This window comes from Ruegeria sp. I1 (genome assembly GCF_056532675.1).
The window spans coordinates 157,257-181,303 of record NZ_JBQFNM010000004.1; the positions used below are offsets into that span (position 1 = coordinate 157,257).

General features: G+C 57.1%; 23 protein-coding genes and 1 tRNA gene. 7 read left to right on the forward strand and 17 right to left on the reverse strand.

The features are described from left to right. Positions 1–2: 2 nt before the first annotated feature. Positions 3–839: a 5-deoxy-glucuronate isomerase gene (locus tag ACR0DH_RS09320; protein WP_480548702.1), complete on the forward strand. Its 837-nt coding sequence runs from the start codon at positions 3–5 to the stop codon at positions 837–839. Beyond that, positions 836–1,675, forward strand: a complete 840-nt coding sequence (locus tag ACR0DH_RS09325) for a class II fructose-bisphosphate aldolase (RefSeq protein ID WP_480548700.1) — start codon at positions 836–838, stop codon at positions 1,673–1,675. Before ACR0DH_RS09320 ends, ACR0DH_RS09325 begins: the two co-directional genes overlap by 4 nt. Before the next feature lie 3 nt (positions 1,676–1,678). On the opposite strand, the gene iolB is transcribed toward ACR0DH_RS09325, so the two are convergent. The 11 genes from iolB to ACR0DH_RS09380 form a co-directional block, all read right to left on the reverse strand. Further along, entirely contained in the window at positions 1,679–2,485 is an 807-nt protein-coding gene (gene iolB / locus ACR0DH_RS09330) for a 5-deoxy-glucuronate isomerase (protein WP_480548936.1), read from the reverse strand. Positions 2,486–2,527: 42 nt separating this feature from the next. Continuing rightward, positions 2,528–3,709, reverse strand: a complete 1,182-nt coding sequence (locus ACR0DH_RS09335; RefSeq protein WP_480548698.1) for a phytanoyl-CoA dioxygenase family protein — start codon at positions 3,707–3,709, stop codon at positions 2,528–2,530. A gap of 49 nt (positions 3,710–3,758) precedes the next feature. Then, positions 3,759–4,658 carry a myo-inosose-2 dehydratase gene (gene iolE, locus ACR0DH_RS09340; RefSeq protein WP_480548696.1) on the reverse strand — a complete coding sequence of 300 codons (900 nt, stop codon included), beginning with the start codon at positions 4,656–4,658 and terminating at the stop codon, positions 3,759–3,761. After that, a complete protein-coding gene (iolD, locus tag ACR0DH_RS09345) occupies positions 4,655–6,487 on the reverse strand; it encodes a 3D-(3,5/4)-trihydroxycyclohexane-1,2-dione acylhydrolase (decyclizing) (RefSeq protein WP_480548694.1) in 1,833 nt (610 codons plus the stop codon). Before iolD ends, iolE begins: the two co-directional genes overlap by 4 nt. Before the next feature lie 149 nt (positions 6,488–6,636). Continuing rightward, positions 6,637–7,455, reverse strand: coding sequence for an ATP-binding cassette domain-containing protein (locus ACR0DH_RS09350; RefSeq protein WP_480548692.1), 819 nt, complete (start codon positions 7,453–7,455; stop codon positions 6,637–6,639). A 1-nt stretch (position 7,456) separates the two neighbouring features. Next, positions 7,457–8,581: an ABC transporter permease gene (locus ACR0DH_RS09355; RefSeq protein ID WP_480548690.1), complete on the reverse strand. Its 1,125-nt coding sequence runs from the start codon at positions 8,579–8,581 to the stop codon at positions 7,457–7,459. Between the two features lie 86 nt (positions 8,582–8,667). Continuing rightward, positions 8,668–9,609 carry a sugar ABC transporter substrate-binding protein gene (locus ACR0DH_RS09360; RefSeq protein WP_480548688.1) on the reverse strand — a complete coding sequence of 314 codons (942 nt, stop codon included), beginning with the start codon at positions 9,607–9,609 and terminating at the stop codon, positions 8,668–8,670. 123 nt (positions 9,610–9,732) lie between these two features. After that, positions 9,733–10,746, reverse strand: a complete 1,014-nt coding sequence (gene iolG / locus ACR0DH_RS09365; protein WP_480548686.1) for an inositol 2-dehydrogenase — start codon at positions 10,744–10,746, stop codon at positions 9,733–9,735. 470 nt (positions 10,747–11,216) lie between these two features. Next, positions 11,217–11,293 (reverse strand) — tRNA-Arg (locus ACR0DH_RS09370). A gap of 21 nt (positions 11,294–11,314) precedes the next feature. Next, entirely contained in the window at positions 11,315–11,791 is a 477-nt protein-coding gene (locus ACR0DH_RS09375; protein WP_480548684.1) for a GNAT family N-acetyltransferase, read from the reverse strand. Next, positions 11,792–12,103 (reverse strand): ETC complex I subunit, encoded by a 312-nt coding sequence (locus ACR0DH_RS09380; protein ID WP_353011777.1) that lies wholly within the window; start codon positions 12,101–12,103, stop codon positions 11,792–11,794. Positions 12,104–12,245: 142 nt separating this feature from the next. Between ACR0DH_RS09380 and ACR0DH_RS09385 the strand changes: the two genes are divergently transcribed. The 5 genes from ACR0DH_RS09385 (at position 12,246) to ACR0DH_RS09405 (ending at position 17,127) form a co-directional block, all read left to right on the forward strand. Further along, complete coding sequence (locus ACR0DH_RS09385) at positions 12,246–13,202, forward strand: thermonuclease family protein (RefSeq protein ID WP_480548682.1); 957 nt, start codon at positions 12,246–12,248, stop codon at positions 13,200–13,202. Between the two features lie 282 nt (positions 13,203–13,484). Beyond that, positions 13,485–15,671 carry an excinuclease ABC subunit UvrB gene (gene uvrB, locus ACR0DH_RS09390; RefSeq protein ID WP_480548680.1) on the forward strand — a complete coding sequence of 729 codons (2,187 nt, stop codon included), beginning with the start codon at positions 13,485–13,487 and terminating at the stop codon, positions 15,669–15,671. Between the two features lie 79 nt (positions 15,672–15,750). After that, positions 15,751–16,068, forward strand: a complete 318-nt coding sequence (locus tag ACR0DH_RS09395) for a hypothetical protein (RefSeq protein ID WP_480548678.1) — start codon at positions 15,751–15,753, stop codon at positions 16,066–16,068. 415 nt (positions 16,069–16,483) lie between these two features. Continuing rightward, on the forward strand, positions 16,484–16,648 hold the full coding sequence (locus tag ACR0DH_RS09400; RefSeq protein WP_480852350.1) for a hypothetical protein: 165 nt from the start codon (positions 16,484–16,486) through the stop codon (positions 16,646–16,648). 50 nt (positions 16,649–16,698) lie between these two features. Continuing rightward, entirely contained in the window at positions 16,699–17,127 is a 429-nt protein-coding gene (locus tag ACR0DH_RS09405) for a hypothetical protein (protein WP_480548676.1), read from the forward strand. Between the two features lie 26 nt (positions 17,128–17,153). Here ACR0DH_RS09405 and ACR0DH_RS09410 read toward each other — a convergent pair whose 3' ends face one another. The 6 genes from ACR0DH_RS09410 to ACR0DH_RS09435 form a co-directional block, all read right to left on the reverse strand. After that, positions 17,154–17,579 (reverse strand): excalibur calcium-binding domain-containing protein, encoded by a 426-nt coding sequence (locus ACR0DH_RS09410; protein WP_480544282.1) that lies wholly within the window; start codon positions 17,577–17,579, stop codon positions 17,154–17,156. 101 nt (positions 17,580–17,680) lie between these two features. Next, a complete protein-coding gene (locus ACR0DH_RS09415; protein WP_480548674.1) occupies positions 17,681–18,007 on the reverse strand; it encodes an antibiotic biosynthesis monooxygenase family protein in 327 nt (108 codons plus the stop codon). Between the two features lie 122 nt (positions 18,008–18,129). Next, positions 18,130–20,415, reverse strand: coding sequence for a glycosyl hydrolase family 28-related protein (locus tag ACR0DH_RS09420; protein WP_480548672.1), 2,286 nt, complete (start codon positions 20,413–20,415; stop codon positions 18,130–18,132). A gap of 137 nt (positions 20,416–20,552) precedes the next feature. Next, positions 20,553–20,954: a DUF4864 domain-containing protein gene (locus tag ACR0DH_RS09425; RefSeq protein WP_480548670.1), complete on the reverse strand. Its 402-nt coding sequence runs from the start codon at positions 20,952–20,954 to the stop codon at positions 20,553–20,555. Positions 20,955–21,001: 47 nt separating this feature from the next. Then, entirely contained in the window at positions 21,002–22,576 is a 1,575-nt protein-coding gene (locus ACR0DH_RS09430) for a lysine--tRNA ligase (RefSeq protein WP_480548668.1), read from the reverse strand. Between the two features lie 266 nt (positions 22,577–22,842). Further along, positions 22,843–24,006, reverse strand: coding sequence for a zinc ABC transporter substrate-binding protein (locus ACR0DH_RS09435; protein WP_480548666.1), 1,164 nt, complete (start codon positions 24,004–24,006; stop codon positions 22,843–22,845). Between the last annotated feature and the right edge of the window lie 41 nt (positions 24,007–24,047).

The following is a 24,047-nucleotide window of genomic DNA, read 5'->3' on the forward strand; positions in this document are numbered from 1 at the left end:
CCATGCATATTGCGCCATATGATAACAAGAACGCCGCCATCGTTGATATCGATGACCCGATGGTTCCTCTGAACTATTTCAACATCGTCAAATTGCAAAAAGGCGAGGCGTTCGAATATCAGGTGCCCGGCTACGAAACCTGCATCGTACCCGCAACCGGCACCGTAGATATCTCTGTCGAAGGGGTGCAGTTCCCCCAGCTTGGCAACAGGGGGGAGGATGTCTGGGACGGCGATCCCGAAGGTGTCTATGTCCCCGTTGGTGCAAAGGTGCAGATGGCCTGTGTCTCGGACGCGACCGAGGTTTTCGTCGCAGGGGCGAAGTACGACAAGGTGCTGGACCCCTTCGACGTGCGTGAACACGACCTTGTGCAATATGGCAGCGACGACACTAAAACACACCGCAAGATCAAGCACATCCTCGGACAGAAACAACATGACAAAGTAGGTCGCCTGCTGGTCAGTGAACTGTTCACTGTAGGTCAGGGCGGCTGGTCCGGCTTTCCCAGCCACAAGCACGACACCAACCGGCTGCCAGATGAAACGCGCCACGATGAGACCTATAATTTCCGCTTCAAACCCAACTGGGGCTCGGGCCTGCAAATGCTGCAGCGTGAAGACAATGAGCCGGGGGATGCCTATCACATCGTCGATGGATCGACCGTTTGCATCGACAAGGGTTACCATCCCTGCTGCGTGTTGCCGGGGTATGAGATGTACTATTTCACCATCCTTGGCGGGCTGACGCAGCGCTCTCTGGTACAGTATTTCCAACCCACCCATGCCTATCAGGTCGAGACGATCCCGGGCATCAAAGACATGATTGCAAAGTTCAAATGACGCTCGTGACATTGAAAGACGTGCTGCAACCCGCCTATCGGCAGGGCTATGCGGTAGGCGGGCTTGTGACCCTGGGCTGGGAAGATATGCGCGCCTATGTGGCCGCTGCCGAGGCCGAGAACGCGCCCGTTATCTTGCAAGCGGGGCCCAGCTGCCGCGAGCACACGCCTCTGCCTATTCTGGGCAAGATGTTCCGCCATCTGGCCGAAGGGGCCTCTGTCCCCGTCGTCGCTCATCTGGATCACGGCTATACGTTTGAAGAGTGCAAGATCGCGCTGGACAGCGGCTTTACCTCACTGATGTTCGATGGCTCGCGCAAGCCGCTGCAACAGAACATAGACGAGACCGCAGCCATTGCTGAAATGGCCCACGCGGCAGGGATCTCCTGCGAGGGCGAGATCGGGTTCGTGGGCTATGCTGGCGGCGAAGGATCCAACGGAACCGACCCGTCCGAAGCCGCACAATTCGCCCGCGACAGCGGGGTGGACGCAATGGCGATCTCGGTTGGCAATGTCCATTTGCAGCAGGACAAAGAGGGCGGTCTGGACGAGGACCGTATCGCTCAGATCGATGCCAAGACCGATGTGCCTTTGGTCATTCACGGGGGCTCGGGTGTGCCGGTCGAACAGCGCGCACGCCTTGCCCGCGAGACATCAATCTGCAAGTTCAACATCGGAACCGAGCTGCGCATGGCATTCGGACAAGCTTTGCGTGAGGCCGTGAACGCTGACCCCGAGAGGTTCGACCGTGTGACGATCCTGAAAGAAACGCACGACCCGGTTGAGGCGGCAGCCCGCGTGGTTATTCGCGCATTCGGAGCTCCGCCGCAAAGCTAGGCGTTAGGTGTCCCGCTCCATGATCCATTCGACCTCAGGGGCCGGGACGAACCGCCATTTCCGCAACGGTCCTGCCATGACGTTCAGATAATACATCTCAAACCCATAGGGCGCACCGCAAGGGTGATGTCCGCGCGGGACAAGCACAACGTCGCCGTCGGACACCGCCATCGTTTCATCCAACTGACCGTCATCGGTATAGACCCGCTGTACGCCAAACCCATTGGCCGGGTTGAGACGGTGGAAATAGGTTTCTTCCAGATAAGTGATCCGAGGGTAATCGTCTTCATCATGGCGGTGGCTGGGATAGGAGGACCAGTGGCCGTTCGGCGTGAAGACCTCGGTCACCATCAGGCTGTCGGCGTAGTCTTCATTTTCCATCGCGATGTTGTTGATATAGCGCGTGTTCACGCCCTTGCCGCGTTCAGTCAGGGTAATGCCATCGGGACCGATCCGCCGTGCCTCGTGCCCGCCATTGCCCGGTGCCGAACACACAGCGATGACGCAATCGGTTTCTGCGATGGCCTCCCATTCGGTTCCGTTAGGCAGATAGAGACAATGTGGCGGTGTCTTCTCGAACACATCCATCCGGTCGCCCAGAACGCCCCAATCCTGCCCCGCCCCGGTGATCTGCGCCTTGCCTTCGACCATCACCAGAATGACCTCGCGATCCCCGGTTGGCTCCGCCGCCTTGTCACCTGCGCGCAGGCGATAAAGACCGAAACCTACGTAACGCCATCCCGCGCTGGCTGGGGTGATATCGTGAACTTTCCCATGTGTGCCGAGGGGTTTTTTGTGCAAATCCGCCATCTTGTTCTCCTTGCGGGCGGCCATGACAACCGCCCGGTTGCTTCAGGCAGCTTGCCTTTGGGTCAGGTCCGAGAGTGTCTGGGACAGTTGCGCCTTGGTCCATCCTTCCGCAACAGCGCGGCGCAGGATATCCGCCTGACTTTCCGGCGCGTTGCCCCCGACCGGAGGATCCGTGTCCAGATTGGTTGGGAACGGATAACCCTCTGCAGTGGCCGCTATGGCGGCCTCCAACTGCGCCGCATCCAATGCTCCACGCTGTTTCAAGGAAACCAGCGATGGGAAAACCGCCAGAGACATCGCCTGGCGATCCACCGCCTCCATCGCGCGCCCAAAGGCCGAGGAAATTTGCAGCAGGTTCGCCATTCGGTGAATATCAGCGCTGCTGTTCTCCCCCGCAGCATGGAACAGCGCCGGATTGAAGAACACCGCGTCGCCCTTCTCCAGCGGTAACTGGATATAGCTGTCCTCGAAATGCGCCCTGTGGGCTTCGTCATGGAACGCCAGATAGCCCGGCTGATAAAGCTGCGAGAAGGGCAGTAGTTTGGTTGGGCCGCTTTCCACAGGCATGTCGCAATGGGCCACTGCGCCCTGCAAGGTCAGCGAGGCTGTTACCAGATGCGCATGGACCGGATACTGCGCCGCACTGTCCGCGCTTTGAAACCCTAGGTGATAGTCCCGATGCGCCTGCTGCGCCTTGCCTCCGGGTCGCACCTGATTGACTTGGGCAGTCACTTGATAATTAGGACCTAGCCACGCCTCACAAGCCGCCGCGATTGCCGTGTTCCCGAAGTAAAGCGCGAAGCCTTCGGGATCACGCAGGCACTGTTTTTGCAGCGCATTCCAAATCCGGTCGTTGGCGCCTGAGGCAGCGAAGTGGTCGCCTTCGCCAGATCCGCTTTGACGTTCCTCGTCAATAATCTGGCGAAACACATCCGTCGCTCGGTCGATAACAGCGGTATCCGGATAGGCCCTTTTCAGCGCGATCACCCCGGCGGATTTGTCCAACACCCAGCCCCATTCCGCCAGCAATGCTTGCCGCGCGTCGGGCCGCTCCAGCATCGGGCGTAGTACCTGCATGTCATAGACCGGCACGTTCTTTTCGACCGTTGCCGCCTGGGGCACCGCATCAATCAAAAGGTTCTGAGAAGTCAACACCTTGAATTCATCCAGATCACAGGATTCCCGGTCGAAATAGCCGACATATCCGAGGTCTTGAGTTACCATGACAGACTCCTTTCTCATGGCCTTCGGTGTTGCCCCTTGGGGCGGTGTACTAAGCCGCTATCTCCAATCCTGCCTTGCCGCAGACATCAACGATGTGGTCGTAACCCAGTTTGGAGTATTCACAGGGCGGTGCTTTGGCCGGGTCCTGTTCCGCCTCGACCACGATCCAGCCGCTATAGTCCATCGCCTTCAGCGCGTTTGCGACGGCCTGAAAGTCGATGCAGCCGTCACTAGGCACGGTGAAGGCCCCAGCGATGACCGAATCCAAAAAGCTGCGATTATTCTCGCGCACATCCTGCACAACAGCAGGGCGGATATCCTTGAAGTGTACGTGACGCACTCGGTCGCCCCAACGGTTCAAGGTTGCCATCACATCGCCGCCGCCAAACAACAGATGACCGGTGTCAAAACACAATCCCACCTCGGGACCTGACCCTTCCATCAGCCAGTTCACATCATCTTCGCTTTCGATGATGGTGCCCATGTGATGGTGATAAGCCATGGGCATGCCATGATCGGCCATCCATTTTGCCAGTTCGGTGATCTTGGCGGCGTAGGCCAGCACCTCATCTTTTGACAGTTTGGGCCGGTGATTGACCGGCGTACCTGCCTCCGTCTGGATGGTGTTGGAACATTCCGCATAGACAATGCACGGGCTGTCCAGCGCCACGAACTGCTCGACCTGTTCGCGGACGGCTTCACGCTCGGTTGCGAAGTCATTGAGCAACGATGCGCCGGAACACCAGCCGCCACACAGGGCAATATCGCTGGCATCCAGATAAGCCCGCAACCCTTCGGTATCGCCGGGCATCCGTTGGCCGCGCTCGACGCCCGTATAGCCAATCTCTCGCGCCTCTTTCAGCGCCTGTTCCATAGTGTAGGCCGCCGTCAGGTCGGGTAAATCATCATTCTGCCACGCAATCGGAGAGATGCCGATCTTCACGCTCATTTCGTGTTTCTTTCCTTGATCGCAACTTCATAGGCTGCGCGTTTTTCATTGACTTCGGGACGGATCGAGACCTCGGGCACGGCGACCTCCCACCACGTGCCGCCATATTCGGTGGACGGGTATGGATCGGTGTCGATGACAACCACGTAGGGCCCTTTGATGTCGGCGCGTTTGGCCAGCGCATCCTCCAATTCCGCAATCGAACTGACCTTGACCGAGGTCGCCCCCATCGCCGCCGCGTGGGCGGCAAAATCAATGGCCGAGGGCGTTTCGTGCACCGCGTGATCCAGAAGGTTGTTAAACTCAGCCCCGCCAGTGCCCATCTGCAAGCGGTTGATACAGCCAAATCCACGGTTGTCGGTGATCACCACGGTGAACGAGATACCCATCATCGCGGCAGAGGCCATTTCCGAGTTCGCCATCATATAGGTGCCGTCGCCGGTAAAGCAGATCACGTCGCGATCCGGCTGGGCCATCTTGATGCCCATCGCACCGGCGATCTCATATCCCATGCAGCTGAACCCGTATTCCATGTGATAGGCCCCGGGTCGCGGGGCTTTCCACAGCTTGTGCAGCTCACCCGGCATGGTGCCTGCCGCACACATCACAACCGTATCGTCATGCGAGGCACGCTGAACCGCGCCGACCACTTGCATGTCGGTCGGCAATGCATTCCCATCGCCAGGCGCGTCGGTCAGCTTGTCGACCTTGCCAAACCAATCCGCTTTGAGCGTGTCAGCCACAGAGTCAGCGCTGTATCCCTGTAGGCTTGCGCCAAGTTCTTCCAAACCAACCCGAGCGTCGGTTTGCAGGGGTATTGCCCCGTGCTTTTCGGCGTCATAGGCGGCTGTATTCAGGCACACCATCTCGCGCTCGGGGTTCGAAAACAGGCCCCAGGATCCGGTGGTGAAATCCTGCAACCGCGTACCAACCGCTAGGACCAGATCAGCCTCGGCGCAGACGTCGTTGGCAGGCTCTCCACCGGTCACGCCAATGGGGCCCAGATTCAATGGATGGTCCCAGGCCAAAGCCGACTTGCCCGCCTGCGTTTCAGCGACGGGTAAATTGTGGGTTTCAACAAAGCTTTGCAGCGCATCGGTCGCACCCGAGTAATGCACCCCGCCTCCGGCCACAATAACGGGACGCTTGGCGGCTTTGATCGCGGCGACAGCGCGCACCAGTTCGCCCTCATCCGGGCGAATGCGGCGCTGATACCAGACGCGTGGTTCAAAGAAGCTTTCAGGATAGTCATAAGCCTCGGCCTGCACGTCCTGACAGAAGGCCAGCGTCACCGGGCCGCAATCAGCCGGGTCCGTCATGGTGCGGAAGGCGCGCGGCAGCGCGGTCAACAGATGTTCGGGGCGCGAGATACGGTCATAGTACCGGCTGACCGGGCGGAAACAGTCATTGGCGCTGACGGTACCATCGCCGAAGTTTTCGATCTGTTGCAGCACCGGATCGGGCCCGCGCGTGGCGAACACGTCACCGGGGATGATCAGAACTGGCAAGCGGTTGGCATGGGCTAAAGCCGCCGCTGTCACCATATTCGTGGCCCCAGGCCCAATGGACGACGTCACCGCCATCGCCCGCGTGCGGCGCATCTGTTTGGCATAGGCAATCGCACAATGGGCCATCGTTTGTTCGTTGTGACCACGATAGGTAGGCAGGCTGTCTCTGACGGCATGCAAAGCTTCACCCAACCCCGCCACATTGCCATGGCCAAAGATGGCCCAGACACCTGCGATATAGGGCTCCCCGGCCTCATTTAACTGCGCCCCGATATAGCGCACCAGAGCCTGCGCCGCGGTCAGTCGGACTGTCTTGCTCATCATGATCCCTTTCCACACGAAGCCGCCATCGGCATTCCGTCGGTATTCACATTTTTGAAGGTTCCAGGCCAACCGAATGGACCTGACGATTTGTGGTTTTGCACCACCACTTAGTTCGATACTCCGCATGTCTGCGGAGCATCGGTGGTTTAAACTGTTCCGCCCAGCGAGCCTTCCAGCTGGGCCAGCTCCTGACCCCCTGCCATCAGGTCCTGAAGCTCTTCTGGCGTGATCTCACCCCGTTTCGCAGTGCCCAGTGTTTGGCCCCGGTTCAAAACGGTAAATCTGTCGCCGACAGCCAGCGCGTGACGCACGTTGTGACTGATGAACACGACGCCTACGCCCTGACTTCGCACCTTATCGATAGTCGCCAACACGTTCGAGGTTTGACGCACCCCAAGGGCCGAGGTCGGCTCGTCCAAAATCAGGATCTTCGCTCCGAAATGCACCGCGCGCGCGATCGCAACGGTCTGGCGTTCGCCGCCCGACAATGTGCCAACCGCCTGATCCGGTCCCCGCAGGTTGATGCCCATCTTGCGCATCTCTTCCATGGTGATCTCATCCGCCAGCTTCTTATCGAAGAAATTGATCCCCGCCACCTTGCGCGTCGGCTCATTGCCCATGAAGAAGTTGCGGCTAACACTCATCAACGGGATCATGGCCAGATGCTGGTGCACCGTGGCGATGCCTGCAGAAATCGCGTCTCGCGGATCTTCGAAATGCATGGGCTTGTCTTCGAAGAAGATCTCACCCGCAGTTGGTTTGTGCACACCGGACATCGTTTTGATGAAGGTAGACTTACCCGCACCATTATCGCCCAGCAGGCAATGACACTCACCCGGTTTGAGGTCGAAACTGACGCCAGCCAACGCGATCACAGACCCAAAGTGTTTCTGGATGTCGACCATACGGATGATCGGCTTTCGCTCTTGTGCGTCGCCGTGGTGGAATTTGCTGTCTCCAGTCATCTCAGTGTTCTCCTGTGATGATGCGACGAATATAGGTGTTCAGGATCACCGCTCCCAGCAGGATCACACCCAGGAACACCCGGAAGAGCGAGCTTTCGACACCCGCAAAGAACAGCCCCTGCTGCACCACACCAAAGATGAGCGCGCCCAGCGCCGCGCCCAGAACCGAGCCATAGCCGCCGGTCAGCAATGCACCGCCAATGACCACGGCGATGATCGCCTCGAACTCTTTCAGCAATCCACGATCAGCTCCGGCCGAGCCGAATTCCATCACCTGACAGGTGGCAAAAACAGTGGCGCAAAAGGCAGTGAACATGAACATCAGGATTTTCACCTTGTTCACAGGCACACCCGAATTCCGTGCGGCCTCGGCGTCTCCACCTGCGGCAAAGATCCAGTTTCCGAACTTGGTTTTAGTCAGCAAAACATGGCCAAAAATGATGATGCCGATGGCCCAGATGATCAGCATCGGAATGCCGTCCACCACTGGTTCGCCTAGGCGCGATCCGCGCTCGAACGTGGCAATGATCCCATTGTCACCCAGCCAAACGAAAAGGCCCTGAAACACCTTGCCGCCAAAAACCGAAGCGAGCCAATCGCCTTCTGCTGCATCCTTGATGCCGCCGATGATGGTCTTGCGTTCAATCGTCTGCGGCAGAAAGATCGTAAAGCCGCGCAGGATGAACAAAAACGCCAGCGTCACAATAAAGCTGGGCAATCCGGTGCGCACGACGATAAAGCCATTGAGTGCACCGATAGAGACACACAGAACAAACGTGACGATGATCGCCATCCAGACCGGCCAAGTCAGCGTGACCGAGAAGATGGCAATCATCATCCCGGCAAACCCGATCATCGACCCGACGGACAGGTCAAACTCACCCGCGATCATCAACAGGCAAGCCCCTACGGCGATGATCATGAACTGGGCTGAAACGATCGACCAGTTCATCACGCCTTGAGAATTGAACATGCCGCTGTCAAAGGCAAACAGCAGAAAGAAGGTGAAAACGGCGACAGTTCCGACCATACCGCCCAGTTCCGGGCGGATTAGAGCGCGGCGCAACGGCGAGATCTCTTTGATCCGTTCGTCGCCGCCTGCCGTGGATTGAGCTGACTCTGACATAAAGGTCCTCCCCTCGCGGGTGATCCCGAAGAATAAGAAAATTGGGTTGAGCGGGCGTCAGATCACGCCCGCTCGACTATTGAAGATCAGCGGTATTCGCCCGCGAATTCTTCGATTTTCTCAAGGCCGTCAGCAGTTACAAAACCGGGGCCCGAGTTGATGTTGTTGCCGGGCAGAACGCCATAGCGGTGGTAGTTGGTCATCACAACAACCGGCAGGTAGGCCTGCAAGAAGGGCTGCTGGTCGATCCCCCACTGAATGGTGCCGTCTTTGATCGCCTTCACGATTTCACCACCCAGATCGAAGGTGCCGAAATAGATGTCACCAGCCATGCCGTTTTCCTGCAGGGCCAGGATGGTCGGGTCAGCCGATGTCGGACCAAGCGTCAACACGGCATCCGTATCCGGATTGGCCGACAGATAGGCCAGTACGCGGTTCTTGATTTCTGCCGGGTCCTGACCCGCATCGATCATCTGCTCGCCCAGCTCAATACCCAGACCATCTGCGAAACCCTGGCAGCGCTCTTGGCTGGACGGCTGAACGATGTAATGATTCACGCACAGGAACGACCCGATGCCATCGCCTTTGGCACGTAGGCCAGCGGCATACCCCGCATCATATTCGGGCTGCCCGACATACATCAGCGCACCCACTTCGCGCGCCTTTTCGGGCGTGCCGGTGTTCATAATGATCACGTCGATACCGGAATCCACAGCGGCCTTGATGGGGCCTTCCAGAATATCCGGGTCAGCCAGAGTGGTGATGATCCCGTTCGGACCCGAGGCTGCCGCCTGATCGATGATCCGCGCCATGTCGGCAAGGTCTCCGGTGGGCGGGTTGCGGTATTCAACCTCAACACCCATCTGATCACCTGCAAGCGCGATCCCGTTTTTGATCGTGTTCCACCAGCTGTCACTGTCAGGCGCGTGGCTGACCAGAATGTACTTCTCGCCTTCTGCTGCAGCACCTGTCGCGGCTGCAACCGCAAGCGCGCTGGCCGCAAGAACACTTTTTACAAATTTGTTCATTTGGTTTCCTCCCATAAAAACCGTCGATTTTTGCTCTGGGCGTTTACCCCTGTTCATCCGGCCAGGCCGAATCTCCGAGGCTCGGGCTAAGTTCCGAGCTGCGTTCAGTTTGAATGAATTCGCTCATTTTGCAACCGGTTTCAAAATATCATTGAGTTGAACCGGCTTTCTGGACCGGGCGGATTGGGTCGCCGCCTCGGCCATGGCCAGCGCCGCGACACCGTCTTCCAGCGTGACCGGGACAGCTTGACCCGCCGTGATCGCCTCGACAAAAGCGGCCCATTCAGCCTTGTAGGCAGTTATGTATCGCTCGAGGAAAAAATAGGTCGGCTTTGCACCAACAACGCCATCGGCGGTGGATTTGATCACGGTGTTTTCCAGCACGTTCTGGGCCTGCAACAGACCTTCAGACCCCAGCATCTCGACCCGCTGATCATAGCCATAGGCTGCGCGGCGCGAGTTCTTGATGACAGCGATCCGACCATCCGAATAGGTCAGTGTCGCGACAGCTGTATCAACGTCCCCGGCCTGTCCGATTTCGGGATCAACCACCGCTGAGCCAACGGCGGAAATCGCCACAGGCAAGTCACCCATAAGGTAGTTCGCCATATCAAAATCGTGGATCATCATGTCCCGAAACAACCCACCAGACACTTTGATGTAGCTTACAGGTGGCGGTGCCGGATCGAAGGACGTGATCGAAAGCAGCTCGGTCTTGCCGATCTCTCCGGCGTCTGAAGCGGCTTTCATCGCTGAAAAATTCGGGTCAAACCGGCGGTTGAACCCAATCATGATGGGCTTTTGATGATCCGCCACGTTGGCCTGACACGCCATCGCTCGCTGCAAGTCCAGATCCACCGGCTTTTCGCACAAAACCGCCTTGCCGGCCCGCGTCGCCGCTTCGATCAGGTCCGAATGCGTATCAGTCGGGGTAGCGATCAGAACGGCATCAATCGCGGGGTCTGCAATGATTTCATGTGAACTGCGCACCTGCGCACCATATTCGCCTGCAAGCTGGCTGGCGGCGTCCGCGACCGCATCTGAGACCGCAGAGAGGGTGCTGTCAGGATGTGCCGCAATCGCCTGCGCATGAACGCGCCCAATCCGACCGGCCCCAAGCAGTCCAACACTCAGCATGCATCTCTCCCGAATCCTGTTGCGTTTCACAATGTGAATTTTTGCAACCGGTTGCAAGATGTTTTTTACGGCAATCTCTCCTTATTAGCAAAACGCCGGAACCACTTGGAAATTTCAGGCCTTTGGGGCGCAACAGCCTGTTGGATTCTCGATGTTTTCCCACAGCATTTCCCAGAGACCACACAAAAAACGTCTGTTCTACGGGAATCCCCCAATTTCGCGGATCGTCGGCTTTCGCTAGATTGTGAATCAGCGGTTAACATTACCACTGAATAACCCCCTTGCGAGGGGCTGGCCCAAACCCCCTCACCCAGCCCCTCGAACCCCCACCTGATTTTCTGCTTTTCTTAGCCTGTCGGAACGTGCCGTCGCTTAGCTCCACCTTCGGGCGACCGTAGAAATGAAGAAGTGATTTGAGGCAATGCCCCTGCCCCACAAGAAAAACGGGCGATTTCATAGCGTTTTGGAAATGGCGATCCCTGAAGGACTCGAACCCTCAACCTGCTGATTAGAAGTCAGCTGCTCTATCCAGTTGAGCTAAGGGACCGCTGCGCCCTTCTTGCGGTTTTTATAAGCGGGGTTCAAGGGCCAAGCGCATGAACGCGCTGTTGGGATCTTCTTCATAGCCAAAGATCGGGCCGCAATAAGAATATCCCAGCGCCTCGTAGAGTTTGCGTGCCGCGTCGTATTCGGAAAGATGGGCCGCGCCGGTTTCCAGTACAAGCGCGGCAATTCCCTCAGCTTTGGCCAAGTCAGCCAAATAGTTCATGATCTCACGTGCAAGGCCGCGACCGCGTGCTGACGACACGACATGGACCGATTTCACCTCGGCCGTGCCATCGGGAAGGGTTTTGAGCGCTCCGCACCCAAGCGCCACATCATCTTCGAAAACACCCCAAAACCGAATCTCGGGCGCGCGCAGAGCCTCGACATCCAGAGTATGATTTGAGGTCTGCGGCGTTGCCTCCCAACTATGGGCAAGATGGGCCTCAATAATCGGGCGCAGAGCCTCTGATCCGGGATCAGCGGCGCGAATCTCGATCATTTAGTGGGTCCAGGGCGCGCGGCGGTCGGTGGCAAAATTCTCGCCATAACCGCGTTGCCGCAGGTTGGGTTTGCGCTTGTGCGGCTCGCTTACCTGTGCATCGATGCCATTGTCTTTGGCATAATCCAACGCTTCTTCCTTGGTGTCGAACTTCAGACGCACCTGGGTCTGGGTATCGTTGGATGAGGTCCAACCCATCAGCGGATCAACCTCGCGCGCTGAGGCAGGGGCATATTCCAGCACCCATTTGCGGGTCTTGGCCATTCCCGAGGTCATCGCATTTCTGGCGGGCTGGTAGATCCGTGCGCGCATATCGCCTCTCCGTACTCACTTGGCTGGCGTGTTTATGCGCCAGTGCGGCGTCAGGGGCAAGACTGCACGCGCAGCAGTTAACAAACTGTCGCGCAAACATGGTATCCTAAGTGTGTTTGTTTCAATTGATTGGAGAAGCCCGATGTCAGGGACATCTTTTACCGCCCGTGTAGACCGAGTTGTTGATGGGGATACCGTTCGTGTCTTTCTTGAGGACGATGCCGAGAAAAGCGAGAGCCTGCGCATTCTAGCGCTTGATACCGAAGAAGTATTTGCTGGCAGTAAGCCGGTTACCCCACTTGGTCACGCCGCCTCCGACCGTGCCAAGGAACTGATTGCGCCCGGGGATACGGTCAAACTGATCCTGCCCGGAAACGAGCCACGTGCCGAAGCCTTGCAGAAGTACCGAGGCAATTTTGGTCGGGTTCTGTGCTATCTCGAACTGGAAGACGGCACCGATTTTCAGCAGGTGATGATTCAGGAAGGTCTTTCACCCTATTTCCAGAAATACGGCTATGCCGAATTTGCCCATTTGCATGACCGGTATCGCGAGGCCGAACGCATGGCGCAATCCGGAACGTTGGGCATTTGGGACCAGGTGGCCAACAATGGCTCGGTCATGCGCAACTACGCCGCCCTGACAACCTGGTGGGACCTGCGGGCACGCATCATTGAAGGCTACCGCGAAATCAAGCGCAGGAACCCCGAGATCAACATGTTCAACACCCGTCTGGACTATGATCGCCTGGTTGAGATCGCCAAAGCAGGCCAGGAAACCACAGTGTTCATAGAACTGCGTGACTTCACACCCACCTCTGGCGATCATATCCTGTTTCACACCGGCAGCCTGACCCAGCCGTATCAGTTGTTCATTCCAAATGGGAACGTGGGCGGTGGCGAAGATGTAATGAACCTGATCCTGAACCGCTACCGCGCGGATGGAGAGGAGCAACCGCGCCGCTCCTATGCGTATGTCACAGGCCCCACCAAGATGTTCCCCGACAATGACACCGGGCGGCCCGAGATTATCGTGACCGATCCCGCACAGATTACGGATTGGCCTGATCAGGCTTTGGAACGCGCTGGCGTATCCGGGTAGATCCGCGTCAGCATATTGGCCCGCCCGTTTCGATAGGGCCGACACTTTTCGACCGCCGGAAACTTCGGATTCATCTGATGACAAAATATGTCATCAGATGAGTCTATACGATCACGCGAACCCAGTTTTCAGGATCAATCCAGTCTATCCCTGAATACGATATGGGCATCGCTACACCGCAGCAGCCTGATTTCAGCCGCATAAGTCCACATCATACTCGGATCAGCCCTTGCAGATGGACAAAATAAGAACAAATGTAGGGACCTGACCCGGAGCCTACCCATGCCATACGCCCATTCCGACAAGACCCAACTGACCGCAGAAGACGTGCGCGCCCGCCTGAAACTGGAAGGCGGCAAGCAGTTTGTCATGCACACTGAATTTGCGCCTGCAGGTGATCAACCAACAGCCATCAGAGAACTGGCAGGTGGGGTTCAGGACGGAGAGCGAGATCAGGTTCTGCTGGGTGCCACCGGCACGGGCAAGACCTTCACCATGGCCAAAGTGATCGAGGAAACGCAACGCCCTGCGATCATCCTTGCCCCCAACAAGACGCTGGCGGCGCAGCTCTATGGGGAGTTCAAGGGCTTCTTCCCCGAGAACTCGGTCGAATATTTCGTATCCTACTACGATTACTACCAGCCCGAGGCCTATGTGCCGCGCTCGGACACCTATATCGAGAAAGAATCGCAGATCAACGAACAGATCGACCGGATGCGCCACTCGGCCACGCGAGCGCTGTTGGAGCGGGACGACGTGATCATCGTCGCCTCGGTCTCGTGCATCTACGGTATCGGCTCGGTCGAGACCTATGGCGCGATGACGCAGGACCTGAAGGTGGGCAATGAGTACGACCAGCGGCAAGTGATGGCCGATCTGGTGGCCCAGCAATACCGCCGCAACGATCAGGCGTTTCAACGCGGTTCGTTCCGGGTGCGCGGAGATTCCTTGGAAATCTGGCCTGCCCACCTTGAGGATCGCGCGTGGAAGTTCTCGTTCTTCGGTGAGGAGTTGGAGACCATCACTGAGTTTGATCCGCTGACCGGCGAACGCGCCGCCACGATGGAACAGGTGCGGGTCTATGCCAACTCGCACTACGTGACGCCGAAGCCGACCATGAACCAAGCAATCATCGGGATCAAAAAGGAGCTGCGCATCCGGCTGGATCAGCTGGTGGGCGAAGGCAAACTGCTGGAAGCACAGCGACTGGAACAGCGCACAAATTTCGATCTGGAAATGCTTGAGGCGACCGGCGTCTGCAACGGGATCGAGAACTATTCACGCTACCTGACCGGCCGCGCGCCGGGTGAACCGCCCCCAACCCTTTTCGAATTCATCCCTGACAACGCCATTGTGTTCGCCGACGAATCCCATGTCAGCGTACCGCAAATCGGCGGCATGTACCGGGGCGACTATCGCCGCAAGTTCACGCTGGCCGAACACGGGTTCCGCCTGCCCTCCTGCATGGACAACCGCCCGCTGAAGTTCGAGGAATGGGACGCCATGCGCCCGCAATCCGTCTTTGTCTCGGCGACGCCTGCGAAATGGGAGATCGAACAGACCGGCGGCGTCTTCACCGAACAGGTGATCCGCCCCACCGGCCTGCTGGACCCCGAGGTCGAAATCCGCCCCGTCTCGATGCAGGTGGACGACCTGCTGGACGAGGTGCGCAAGGTCGCCGCCGATGGGTATCGCACGCTGGTCACCACACTGACCAAACGCATGGCCGAGGACCTGACGGAATACCTGCACGAACAGGGCATCAAGGTCCGTTACATGCACTCGGACATCGACACGCTGGAACGCATCGAAATCCTGCGTGACCTGCGGTTGGGCGCGTTTGACGTGCTGGTCGGCATCAACCTGCTGCGCGAGGGGCTCGACATCCCCGAATGCGGGCTGGTCGCCATTCTGGACGCGGATAAAGAGGGTTTCCTGCGCTCGGAAACCTCGCTGATCCAAACCATCGGCCGTGCCGCGCGGAACGCCGATGGCCGGGTGATCATGTATGCCGACAAGATTACCGGCTCGATGGAGCGCGCCTTGGGCGAGACCAACCGCCGCCGTGCCAAACAGCTCGCCTATAACGAAGAACACGGCATCACGCCCGAGACGGTGAAGAAAAACGTCGAGGATGTTCTGGCCGGGCTCTACGAAGGCGATGTCGACATGAACCGCGTCACCGCCACCATCGACAAACCGATGCACGGCGCGAACCTCGAAGCCCATCTGGACGGGCTGCGTGAGCAAATGCGCAAAGCCGCCGAGAACCTAGAATTCGAAGAGGCCGCCAACATCCGGGATGAGATCAAACGTCTGGAAGCGGTCGATCTGGCCGTCGCCGACGACCCCATGGCGCGCCAATGGGCGGTCGAGAAAGCCTCGGAAGACGCGGTGAAATCACGCGGACGGTCAACGGCTGGACGGCCGGGGCAGCGGGGTGGGAATGTGAAGCGGCGGAAGAGGTAGGCTGACACGCAACTGATGGTTGCAATTTGCCTCGAAGCAGGAAAACTATCTTCTTATACAATCGGTGTAGGAAAGTTTTTTGATCACGCTTTTTATTTTAGTTGGACTGCTCGGAATCATTTCACTCCTAGCAATGGTTTGGGTATGGGTAAGTGTGCTCGCAGGATGGCGCGAAGCGTCGCCCGGCAAAAGCTTGTCAATGCTATGGTTCGTACTCCTTTTGATGATCATCTGGGGACTTGGAGCAAATTCGAGCTTTGGCGGCTTAGCAAGCCTGGCGCTAGCTGTGTGGCCCGCCTCAATCCTATTTTTACTGGGAATTGCTTTAACCGCGAGACTTTTTGTTTTTGTATTTGCGGCGTTGATTTTGCTTTTTTGGTGGCCGCAGTCGCTTTGATCATACCGGGCAAAGCAAAAGTGCCGACTATAATTGTTGGCGCAATGCTTACAGTGTTAGGTCCGGTCGCGTTGCAAAACCTGCAAGTGCAATGGCAAATGAAAAGATATGCGAAAACGTCCGAGTTGCGCATCATTGAACGTTCGTCTTTGTTCAAGTCTATTCGGGAACGATCTGATGGTTACCAGTCCCCTCATGGAGTGGCGTGTAGCAGCGAAAATTGGCCGTTTCTTTGGAGTTATCGGCACAGAGACTGGATCGCACTGCCGTCCAACACCCGCTACGGCGGCGATACTAAGGAAAGAGTTATGAGCGTTTGCCTGAGTAGGTAAGTCACATCCCACACTCCATCCTTGCAGCCCTGCGCTCACTCCTTCACGTTTGAAATCACAAATTGTGAGCCCAACCGGCTGCCATGAAAAACCCAAACACCCTGCCCAGCACGCATGAGGTCCAAAGCGCCATAGACAAGTTGCGCGGCACTCGCGTGGTGCTGGCCGAGGATCTAGCGCAGCTCTCAGGGAAATCCGTCAGCGCCCTTAATCATGTGGTATCGCGTCAGGTCTGCCTCAATCGTTGAAGCGGATCACCATCCTTGCCCGACGCCCATTGGCACCTAGGTTACCGCTCATGCGTACCGTCCTGCTCTCAATAATCCTCGCCACCCCAGCCACCGCGTGGGAGGCGACAGTCGGGCAAATCTGCACCCTGTCACACAGCACCGACCATGCTGAAATCTTCCTGACCTACGACCCGTCTCAGCCGCTTTATACGCTGACCGTCACTCGTAAGACCGAAAGTTGGACGCAAACCCCATGGTTCGCCATGCGCTTTGACGGCCCGAGGCCCATCGAAATCGCGACGCCGCGCCATGTGTTGTCGGACAATGCGGCGTCGCTGACCGTCACGGATACCGGGTTTGGCAATGTTCTGGATGGGCTGGAATACAATCAAACCGCCTATGCCTTTACGCAAGACGGTCTTACCGAGTTTCCTTTGGATGGTGCAGCTCCCGAGGTTCGCATCTTTCGCGATTGCGCCGGCGCGCAGCTTTCATAACGGCGGCGGGTCACCCCACCCAACGCTCAAGGCCGCACGAACTTCGCGTTTCCGACCGAGCGTACAGGCGCATCAGTGCTGCGTTGCGCGGGGGTGCTTTGAACCTGCACCGACCCCCCCGATCTTTCACAGGAAACCCCGTTGCCATCCGGGTCATAGCGTTCGTGATAGCCTGCATAGCCTTTGCGGAACGGGCCAAAGCCAATCGCCTCGGGCGCTGAACAGCCGGTTAGGGCGATCAGGTGCAGGATCGCTCCGTTGCGGTCATACTCAGACGTCCGGATATAGATATTCACCGCCAGCAGAAGCGTGGTCACAGGCAACGCAAGCAGCATGAGCGAAATCCGAAACGGCGACAGCGCCTTACGGCGTGTCGCTTCGGCCCGCAATTGCCGCTTGGTCGGCTTCGAGGTCTGACCCGAGGGCTTTTGCACTGTGTTGTCCAAATCCATGACCCGAATCTAAACCACATTTGTGGCGAAGCCGAGGCGATCCGCATTGAGCATATCAAAGCTGTGGCACATTGGTCGTCAGGCTCTAGGAAGATTGCTCGCTAAGGGCGATCAAATGTGTCGGCCACATCATACATGACCGGCTCAAAGCTCTTGCACATCTCGTTGATCTTACGGTTCCGGTCGCGCATCTCAGGCGTGCGCAGCATGGCAAGAAAATCCTCGCGCCGTTCCCATTGCGAATAGTTCGCGATCCGGGTCTGGGCATCGTTCACATGCAACCCCGCCGAGATAAATCCGGGTTGCTTCGAAATGAACTCGGCATAAGCATCCGTCAACGCGTCGAGCAGATCGTGACAGGTGCCCGGGGTCATTTCAAATGTAGTGATGACAGTCTGTACGCTGGCATTTTTTGCTATGGTCGGCATCTGCTCCTCCTGTGGCTAAAGCAAGCGTAGCACAGAGAATTGATATGTCGTCCATTTCCTGGCCAATTAACAAGCGCAACCCGAAAGAAAGACGGCCGCCCTTTGTGCGACCGTCCAGATAGCTATTGCTCCATACGGATCAAAACAGATGCAGTGCCCCTCAAGCTTTCCGGCCATCGCAGACGAATGCTGCTGCCATCGCTACCTTGCTCGAGTTCAACATAGGGCTCAAAAAACCTGGCAGAACCAAAGGTGCTGAGGATCGGACCCAACATTGTGACGGCATCGCAGCTACGGGCTTTACTTTCAAACGGCAAATTTTCGGACGTTGCAATGACCCAAGCACTGCTGGCTGTATTCTGATCGTGCCGTACGCGCAAAGGGTTAGCCGCCTTCTTGTCGACCCCATGATATGTGTTGTTTTGAAACGTCACGTTGATGTGCGCGTCCTTGTTGAGATCCGCAAACGTGGTATCCACGCGTTCTGCGCGTTCAATATTGCTGCTGCTGGACCGGAACTTGTTTCCAGTCACCGCGAGACCATTCAGGAAGTGACCGGGCCCATGCGGGCGGATCACGATATAGCTGAACCAAGGCGGTGCTTCGCTGGAATAGAAGATATTGTCGGTGATACTCATCGCGCTGAAAGAATAGCCCGAGACGTAGCTGGGCTCCGCATCCCGTTCATTCGTCCATTGGATGAAGCAGTTATCCACATAGTTCTCGGCAATCGTCGAACTGTTATAAGTGCCGATCATGATCAGACCAGCCGTACGTACGCCTTGCGGGATGCTATCGCCCTGGAAGAAGTGGTTGCCTAGGATCATGTTGTTGTCGCCACCGACAACGGCAAAGTGCTTGAAGCGAACGATACGATTGTGGCGCAGTTTCACATCATTCGCGTTTGTGTTCAGCGCGATCGAGTTTCGGTCGGGGACGATAAAGGACTCTTCCGCCGACAAGAACTGGCAGTTGTCGATCAGCATCCCTTTGCAGCCCGTGCCAATGGATGAGATGCCACGATCCTTGGGACGACTGACAAAGCAATCGGTCAGTGAAAACGTACTGCCCGATGGAGCCAGTCGAATGGCGCTGCATCGGCTGTTACACTGGAATTCAATCTGCTCCATCCCAAATTTTCGCAAGGTGCTGAAGCCACTGAAATCCAGCAGGTATTTGAAAGACTGGAAGGTGTATGTCTGCGTTCCCGAAGCATCATAAAGCGGTGCGTTCAGTGTGATTTCACCTGCGCCCACATCCTTGGATCGCACATAAATCTCACGCCCGACGCCCGCACCCTGCACCAACGAACCAACGGGAATATTCGCCACATTCGCCACATCTGTCAGGCGGGTGGCATCCGAAGGGTCGTATGTGGCAACTGAAGTGAAGCTCTCTGTATCCCAATCCGAACTGCTTTTGACATCAAACTGGCCGTTTCGGATAATACGACGTGTCGAGAAACCCTGTTTGTTTGGCACAGCAGCGGCCATATCAATCGGACTTGTAACCGAGATCTTCCGGCCCGCCAGATCCAACGAGTCGTGGTCGGCATTGTTAAGCAAGGCCTGAAACGCCTTCTTAAAGGCCAACTCCTCATCACCGAATGCAGTGATATAGGCGGGCAGATCGAAATTCTTGGTCAGCAGCAGCATCTTGTCATCAGGCATCGTAACCGTGCCCTCAAAATCCATCTCGGACGCAATGCTGGTGTTCTCACCCAGATGGTATGTGCCTTGTGGGACATAAATCCGACGCCCGCCAGCGGCCTGGTCAGCGGCCTCAAATGCAGCTGAATCATCGGTGATACCATCACCAATTGCACCAAAATCCCGAACATCGACGATGCTGATCATCTCGCGCAGGAAAACGCCGGTTACGTCTGTAATTTCTATATTGTCCACACGCACCAGCGCGCCATTTGCACCCTCAATGTCCAGGCCAAAATGCCCGTACAAGGCTGAAACGCCCCACGGCATGTCGACACCCGGTCGGCGCCCGGTTCCGACGATGGCGGTGATTTCATGCACTTCGCCGTAGCCGGACAGCTGCGTCGCGGGACCCTCTTCGATCACACCGTCAACATGAACCTCTCCGGCACCACCTGCCCAGGCCGCGATCCGCACCTCTGGCAACGGGCCGCTGATCGCTTTGACGCGCGCCTTGATCTGCAAATAGCAGCCAGGCAGCAACGGTGTTTGGCCCATGTAACGCAATTGCTGCGTCGGATTGACCTTCAGAATCTCAAGGCAGCCGCCAAAATCTGCATCCGCCGGAACAAACACGCCTGTGCCGGAACCGGCATAAGTTGGCGTACCCGGGGTTCCATCCCCTGCGGACCAAACGTCCAACCCATTGGCGAACTGAGGCGGCATGAAGACGATGCCGTCGGTGATTGCCTTGTTCATAGAAATCCCTTTCCCAATCGCGTCGCGCATCACAGCGACACGTTCAAACCCGGTGCTCGGGTCCAGCCCGAACGCGAAAGTCTGAGTATCGAAAAGGAATTAACCGCAGTTCATCCCACCGTTACGGTGGTGTTGCGTCAGGCAGAGGGATCAGTGTTGCGTAGCAGCTGTACACCATTGATTTTCCAGGTATTGTTCTGCTGAACCATCTGGTAGTCCAGTGTGTGGGTCTGGCCGTCCCCATCCACAATCATCACCTTTTGCCAGAGCAATCCCGCGATCTCACGCAGTTCCAGAAACCGCACCTCGGCCGGTCGCCAAACCATCGGATATCCACCACGCACCATCGCGCCGAAATTGTCGGGGTTTTGGAACAGCCTTTGAATATTGGGGCTAGCATAGGTGAAGGCGGTGTCAAAATCATCCGCCTTGAAGGCCTGTATCTGAGCCGCAATATTAGCTTCGATCTCGGCTTTCTGGGCCGCCGCGATCGGGGCCAATCCAAAGCTTAGAAACAAAATAAGCAGAATACGACGCATGGGGTACCTCCTGGACGAAGGGTAGCCCCACGCGCTTTCAGGTCAAATCAGACCAATTCTCCGGCTAGCGCGCTGTCGATCAGGGCAATGGTTTCAGGCACGCCATAGAGCGCGATAAAGCCGCCGAAACGCGGACCTTGCGACGCGCCCAGCAGAACCTCGTAGAGCGCTGTGAACCAGCCACGCATAGGGTCGAACCGCTCGCGCCCGATGGAATAGACCACCGATTGCAGCGCCTCGTCTTCCATCGGCCCGTCATAGGCTTCCAACGCCACCTTCAACGCTTCCAGCGCCTCACGCTCCTGATCCGTCGGCGCGCGATGTTTGCGCGTCGGCTTCACGAAATCGTTGAAGTAGCGCACTGCAAAGCCCGCCGCTTGATCCAGATCAGGATGCGTCTCGGGCGTGGCCTCAGGTGCGTAACGGCGAACAAAACCCCACAGTGCCGCTTTATCCTCAGCCCCCGATACCGAGGCCAGGTTCAACAGCATCGCAAAGGGTACCATCAGCGTGGATTCAGGAACATCCCCACCATGGATATGCCACACCGGATTGTTCAGCTGTGCCTTCAGGTCCTGCCCCGGATATGCCCGCAATTGCTGATGATACTCATCATAAGCTTTCGGGATCACATCGAAATGCATCCGCTTCGCGGTCTTGGGCTTCTGATACATGAAATAGGCCAGCGACTCGGTGGGCGCATAGGTCAGCCATTCGTCAATCGACACACCGTTGCCTGATGATTTCGAAATCTTCTGCCCGTTCTCATCCAGAAACAGTTCATACGAGAAATGCTCGGGCGCACGACCACCCAAGGCCCGGCAGATCGCGTCATAGATTTTCTCGTTAGTCGCATGTTCCTTGCCATACATCTCGAAATCTACGCCCAGCGCTGCCCAGCGTGCGCCAAAATCCGGCTTCCACTGCAGCTTGACGTTGCCACCGATGACAGGAACGGTCCATTCCTTGCCCGTCTCATCATCGAAGGTCACGGTATAGGTTTCGGCACAGACCTTTTTCATCGGCACATACATGACCCGCCCGCTTTCGGGGTGCAGCGGTAGAAAGATCGAATAGGTTTGCTGGCGTTCTTCGCGCAGGCTTTTCAGCAAGATCGCCATGATCTCATCATAGCGTTCGACGGCACGTTTCAGAATCTCATCAAACTGCCCGGATTCGTAGAACTCCTTGGCCGAATAGAACTCGTACTCGAACCCAAAGGTATCGAGGAACCGCCGCAGCATCGCGTTGTTATGCGCGCCAAAGCTGTCGTATTCACCAAACGGATCAGGCACCGAGGTCAGCGGGCGCTGCAGATGCTGCTCCAGGATCTCTGGATTCGGCACATTGCTGGGCACTTTGCGCATCCCGTCCAGATCGTCCGAGAAACAGATCAGCTTGGTTGGAATATCCGATAGCGCCTCAAACGCGCGCTTGACCATCGTGGTCCGCGCAACTTCGCCAAAGGTGCCGATATGCGGCAGCCCCGAGGGGCCATAGCCCGTCTCGAACAGCACATATCCCTTCTCTGGAGCACCTTGTTTGTACCGTTTGAGCAACCGGCGCGCCTCCTCAAAAGGCCAGGCCTTGGACGTCATGGCGGTATCGCGCAGTTCAGACATTTTTTGGTGTGCTCCATAAGGGAAAACCGTCCCGATCGCCCCATGCCATCGGACCGACCCCTCCTATTGTGCGAGCGCAGCATGAGTCAATAACGACACGTGCTTTTTCCGGTTCGTCACAACCGCGCCGGGCAATCGGGACGGCCTGCCAAACTGGTGAATTCGGACATGAAAAGGGAAAACTGGAAACCGTGTTCAACAGCGACGCGCCCCCCCAGCAGGATATCCCGACCGAACTTACTGATCCGGTCGGGATCGGCGCTACTTTAGAGGCACTCAGCCAAAGTCTTGGCCATGTTTTGAATGAGCTGTGGATAAAGGTCCTTGCCCGGCTCAAGTTCCGAGCCCAGCGGGTCAATCACACCCGTATTCGCCTCGGTTCCAGCAAGAACCGTTTCGATGATCCCTGGGTTGAACTGCGGTTCAGCCAAAACACAATCCACACCTTCACCGGTGATGCGACCCTGGATTTCAGCGATACGCGCCGGGCTTGGATCAGCAGCATCCCCCAGCGAAATGGCGCCCGCCGCCGGAAAATCAAAGTCGTTTTCGAAATACTGATAGGCGTCATGGAAAACGATAAAGCTGCCACCGCGCACTGGTTCGAGCGTCTGAGCAACTTCAGCAGACAGCGCTGCCATCTCTTCACGAGCCGCCGCAGCATTTGCAAAATAAGTGCCCGCATTGTCCGGGTCAGCCGCTGACAGTTGCGCCGCAATCAGGTTCAGCCATGTGCTCGCATTTTCAGGCGATAGCCATGCATGTGGATCATGCGCCCCGTGATCATGCCCATCATGATCGTCGTGACCTGCGTGGTCATCGTGGTCATGATCGTCATGGTCCGCGTGTTCTTCGCCGTGGTCATGATCATCATGATCTTTCGCATCAGCATGATCGTCATGATCGTGGTCGTCATCTTTGGCATGATCATGGTCATCATGTTTTGCGTGATCATCCCCGTGGTCATGATCGTCGTGCCCTTCGTCCGCATGGTCGTCGTGGCCCTCATGATCGTGATCGTCATGCCCATGATCATCATGGTCATCGTGATCATCGTGGGAGTGCGCTTCAAACAGCGCGTTTTCACGAAAATCCAGCAAGACCGTGCCGTCTGATTCCAGCAAAGTGGTAACGGTCGCGCCGGCTGCCAGCGTCTTGACCGCGCCTTCCATCCAAGGCGTCAGATCCTCCCCCATCCAGAAAACCAGGTCCGCCTCTTGCAACGCGGCAGCTTCGGACGGGCGCAGGCTGTATTCATGGGGGGACGCGCCTGCTTGAACAATCAGGGCTGGCTCACCAACACCGTCCATCACACGTGCGACAAGCGAATGAACCGGAGCGATATCGACGGCGACATTGGGGACCTCGGCCAAGGCCGTCCCCCCCATCAAAACCGCCGTGATCGAAACAGGAAGAAGCTTTCTGGACATCAGACACCCTATGTGATTTTATAACGTCAGCAGCGACATAC

Excerpts from the sequence above, each read along its gene's own strand:
- ACR0DH_RS09335 (WP_480548698.1), bottom strand. The coding sequence starts at position 3,709 with ATGGTAACTCAAGACCTCGGATATGTCGGCTATTTCGACCGGGAATCC.
- iolB (WP_480548936.1), bottom strand. The coding sequence starts at position 2,485 with ATGGCGGATTTGCACAAAAAACCCCTCGGCACACATGGGAAAGTTCAC.
- ACR0DH_RS09360 (WP_480548688.1), bottom strand. The coding sequence starts at position 9,609 with ATGAACAAATTTGTAAAAAGTGTTCTTGCGGCCAGCGCGCTTGCGGTT.
- ACR0DH_RS09410 (WP_480544282.1), bottom strand. The coding sequence starts at position 17,579 with ATGGATTTGGACAACACAGTGCAAAAGCCCTCGGGTCAGACCTCGAAG.
- ACR0DH_RS09405 (WP_480548676.1), top strand. The coding sequence starts at position 16,699 with ATGCGTACCGTCCTGCTCTCAATAATCCTCGCCACCCCAGCCACCGCG.
- iolD (WP_480548694.1), bottom strand. The coding sequence starts at position 6,487 with ATGAGCAAGACAGTCCGACTGACCGCGGCGCAGGCTCTGGTGCGCTAT.
- ACR0DH_RS09420 (WP_480548672.1), bottom strand. The coding sequence starts at position 20,415 with ATGAACAAGGCAATCACCGACGGCATCGTCTTCATGCCGCCTCAGTTC.
- ACR0DH_RS09385 (WP_480548682.1), top strand. The coding sequence starts at position 12,246 with ATGTCAGGGACATCTTTTACCGCCCGTGTAGACCGAGTTGTTGATGGG.
- ACR0DH_RS09320 (WP_480548702.1), top strand. The coding sequence starts at position 3 with ATGCATATTGCGCCATATGATAACAAGAACGCCGCCATCGTTGATATC.
- ACR0DH_RS09380 (WP_353011777.1), bottom strand. The coding sequence starts at position 12,103 with ATGCGCGCACGGATCTACCAGCCCGCCAGAAATGCGATGACCTCGGGA.
- ACR0DH_RS09425 (WP_480548670.1), bottom strand. The coding sequence starts at position 20,954 with ATGCGTCGTATTCTGCTTATTTTGTTTCTAAGCTTTGGATTGGCCCCG.
- iolE (WP_480548696.1), bottom strand. The coding sequence starts at position 4,658 with ATGAGCGTGAAGATCGGCATCTCTCCGATTGCGTGGCAGAATGATGAT.
- uvrB (WP_480548680.1), top strand. The coding sequence starts at position 13,485 with ATGCCATACGCCCATTCCGACAAGACCCAACTGACCGCAGAAGACGTG.
- ACR0DH_RS09435 (WP_480548666.1), bottom strand. The coding sequence starts at position 24,006 with ATGTCCAGAAAGCTTCTTCCTGTTTCGATCACGGCGGTTTTGATGGGG.
- ACR0DH_RS09430 (WP_480548668.1), bottom strand. The coding sequence starts at position 22,576 with ATGTCTGAACTGCGCGATACCGCCATGACGTCCAAGGCCTGGCCTTTT.
- ACR0DH_RS09415 (WP_480548674.1), bottom strand. The coding sequence starts at position 18,007 with ATGCCGACCATAGCAAAAAATGCCAGCGTACAGACTGTCATCACTACA.
- iolG (WP_480548686.1), bottom strand. The coding sequence starts at position 10,746 with ATGCTGAGTGTTGGACTGCTTGGGGCCGGTCGGATTGGGCGCGTTCAT.
- ACR0DH_RS09325 (WP_480548700.1), top strand. The coding sequence starts at position 836 with ATGACGCTCGTGACATTGAAAGACGTGCTGCAACCCGCCTATCGGCAG.
- ACR0DH_RS09400 (WP_480852350.1), top strand. The coding sequence starts at position 16,484 with ATGAAAAACCCAAACACCCTGCCCAGCACGCATGAGGTCCAAAGCGCC.
- ACR0DH_RS09355 (WP_480548690.1), bottom strand. The coding sequence starts at position 8,581 with ATGTCAGAGTCAGCTCAATCCACGGCAGGCGGCGACGAACGGATCAAA.
- ACR0DH_RS09375 (WP_480548684.1), bottom strand. The coding sequence starts at position 11,791 with ATGATCGAGATTCGCGCCGCTGATCCCGGATCAGAGGCTCTGCGCCCG.
- ACR0DH_RS09350 (WP_480548692.1), bottom strand. The coding sequence starts at position 7,455 with ATGACTGGAGACAGCAAATTCCACCACGGCGACGCACAAGAGCGAAAG.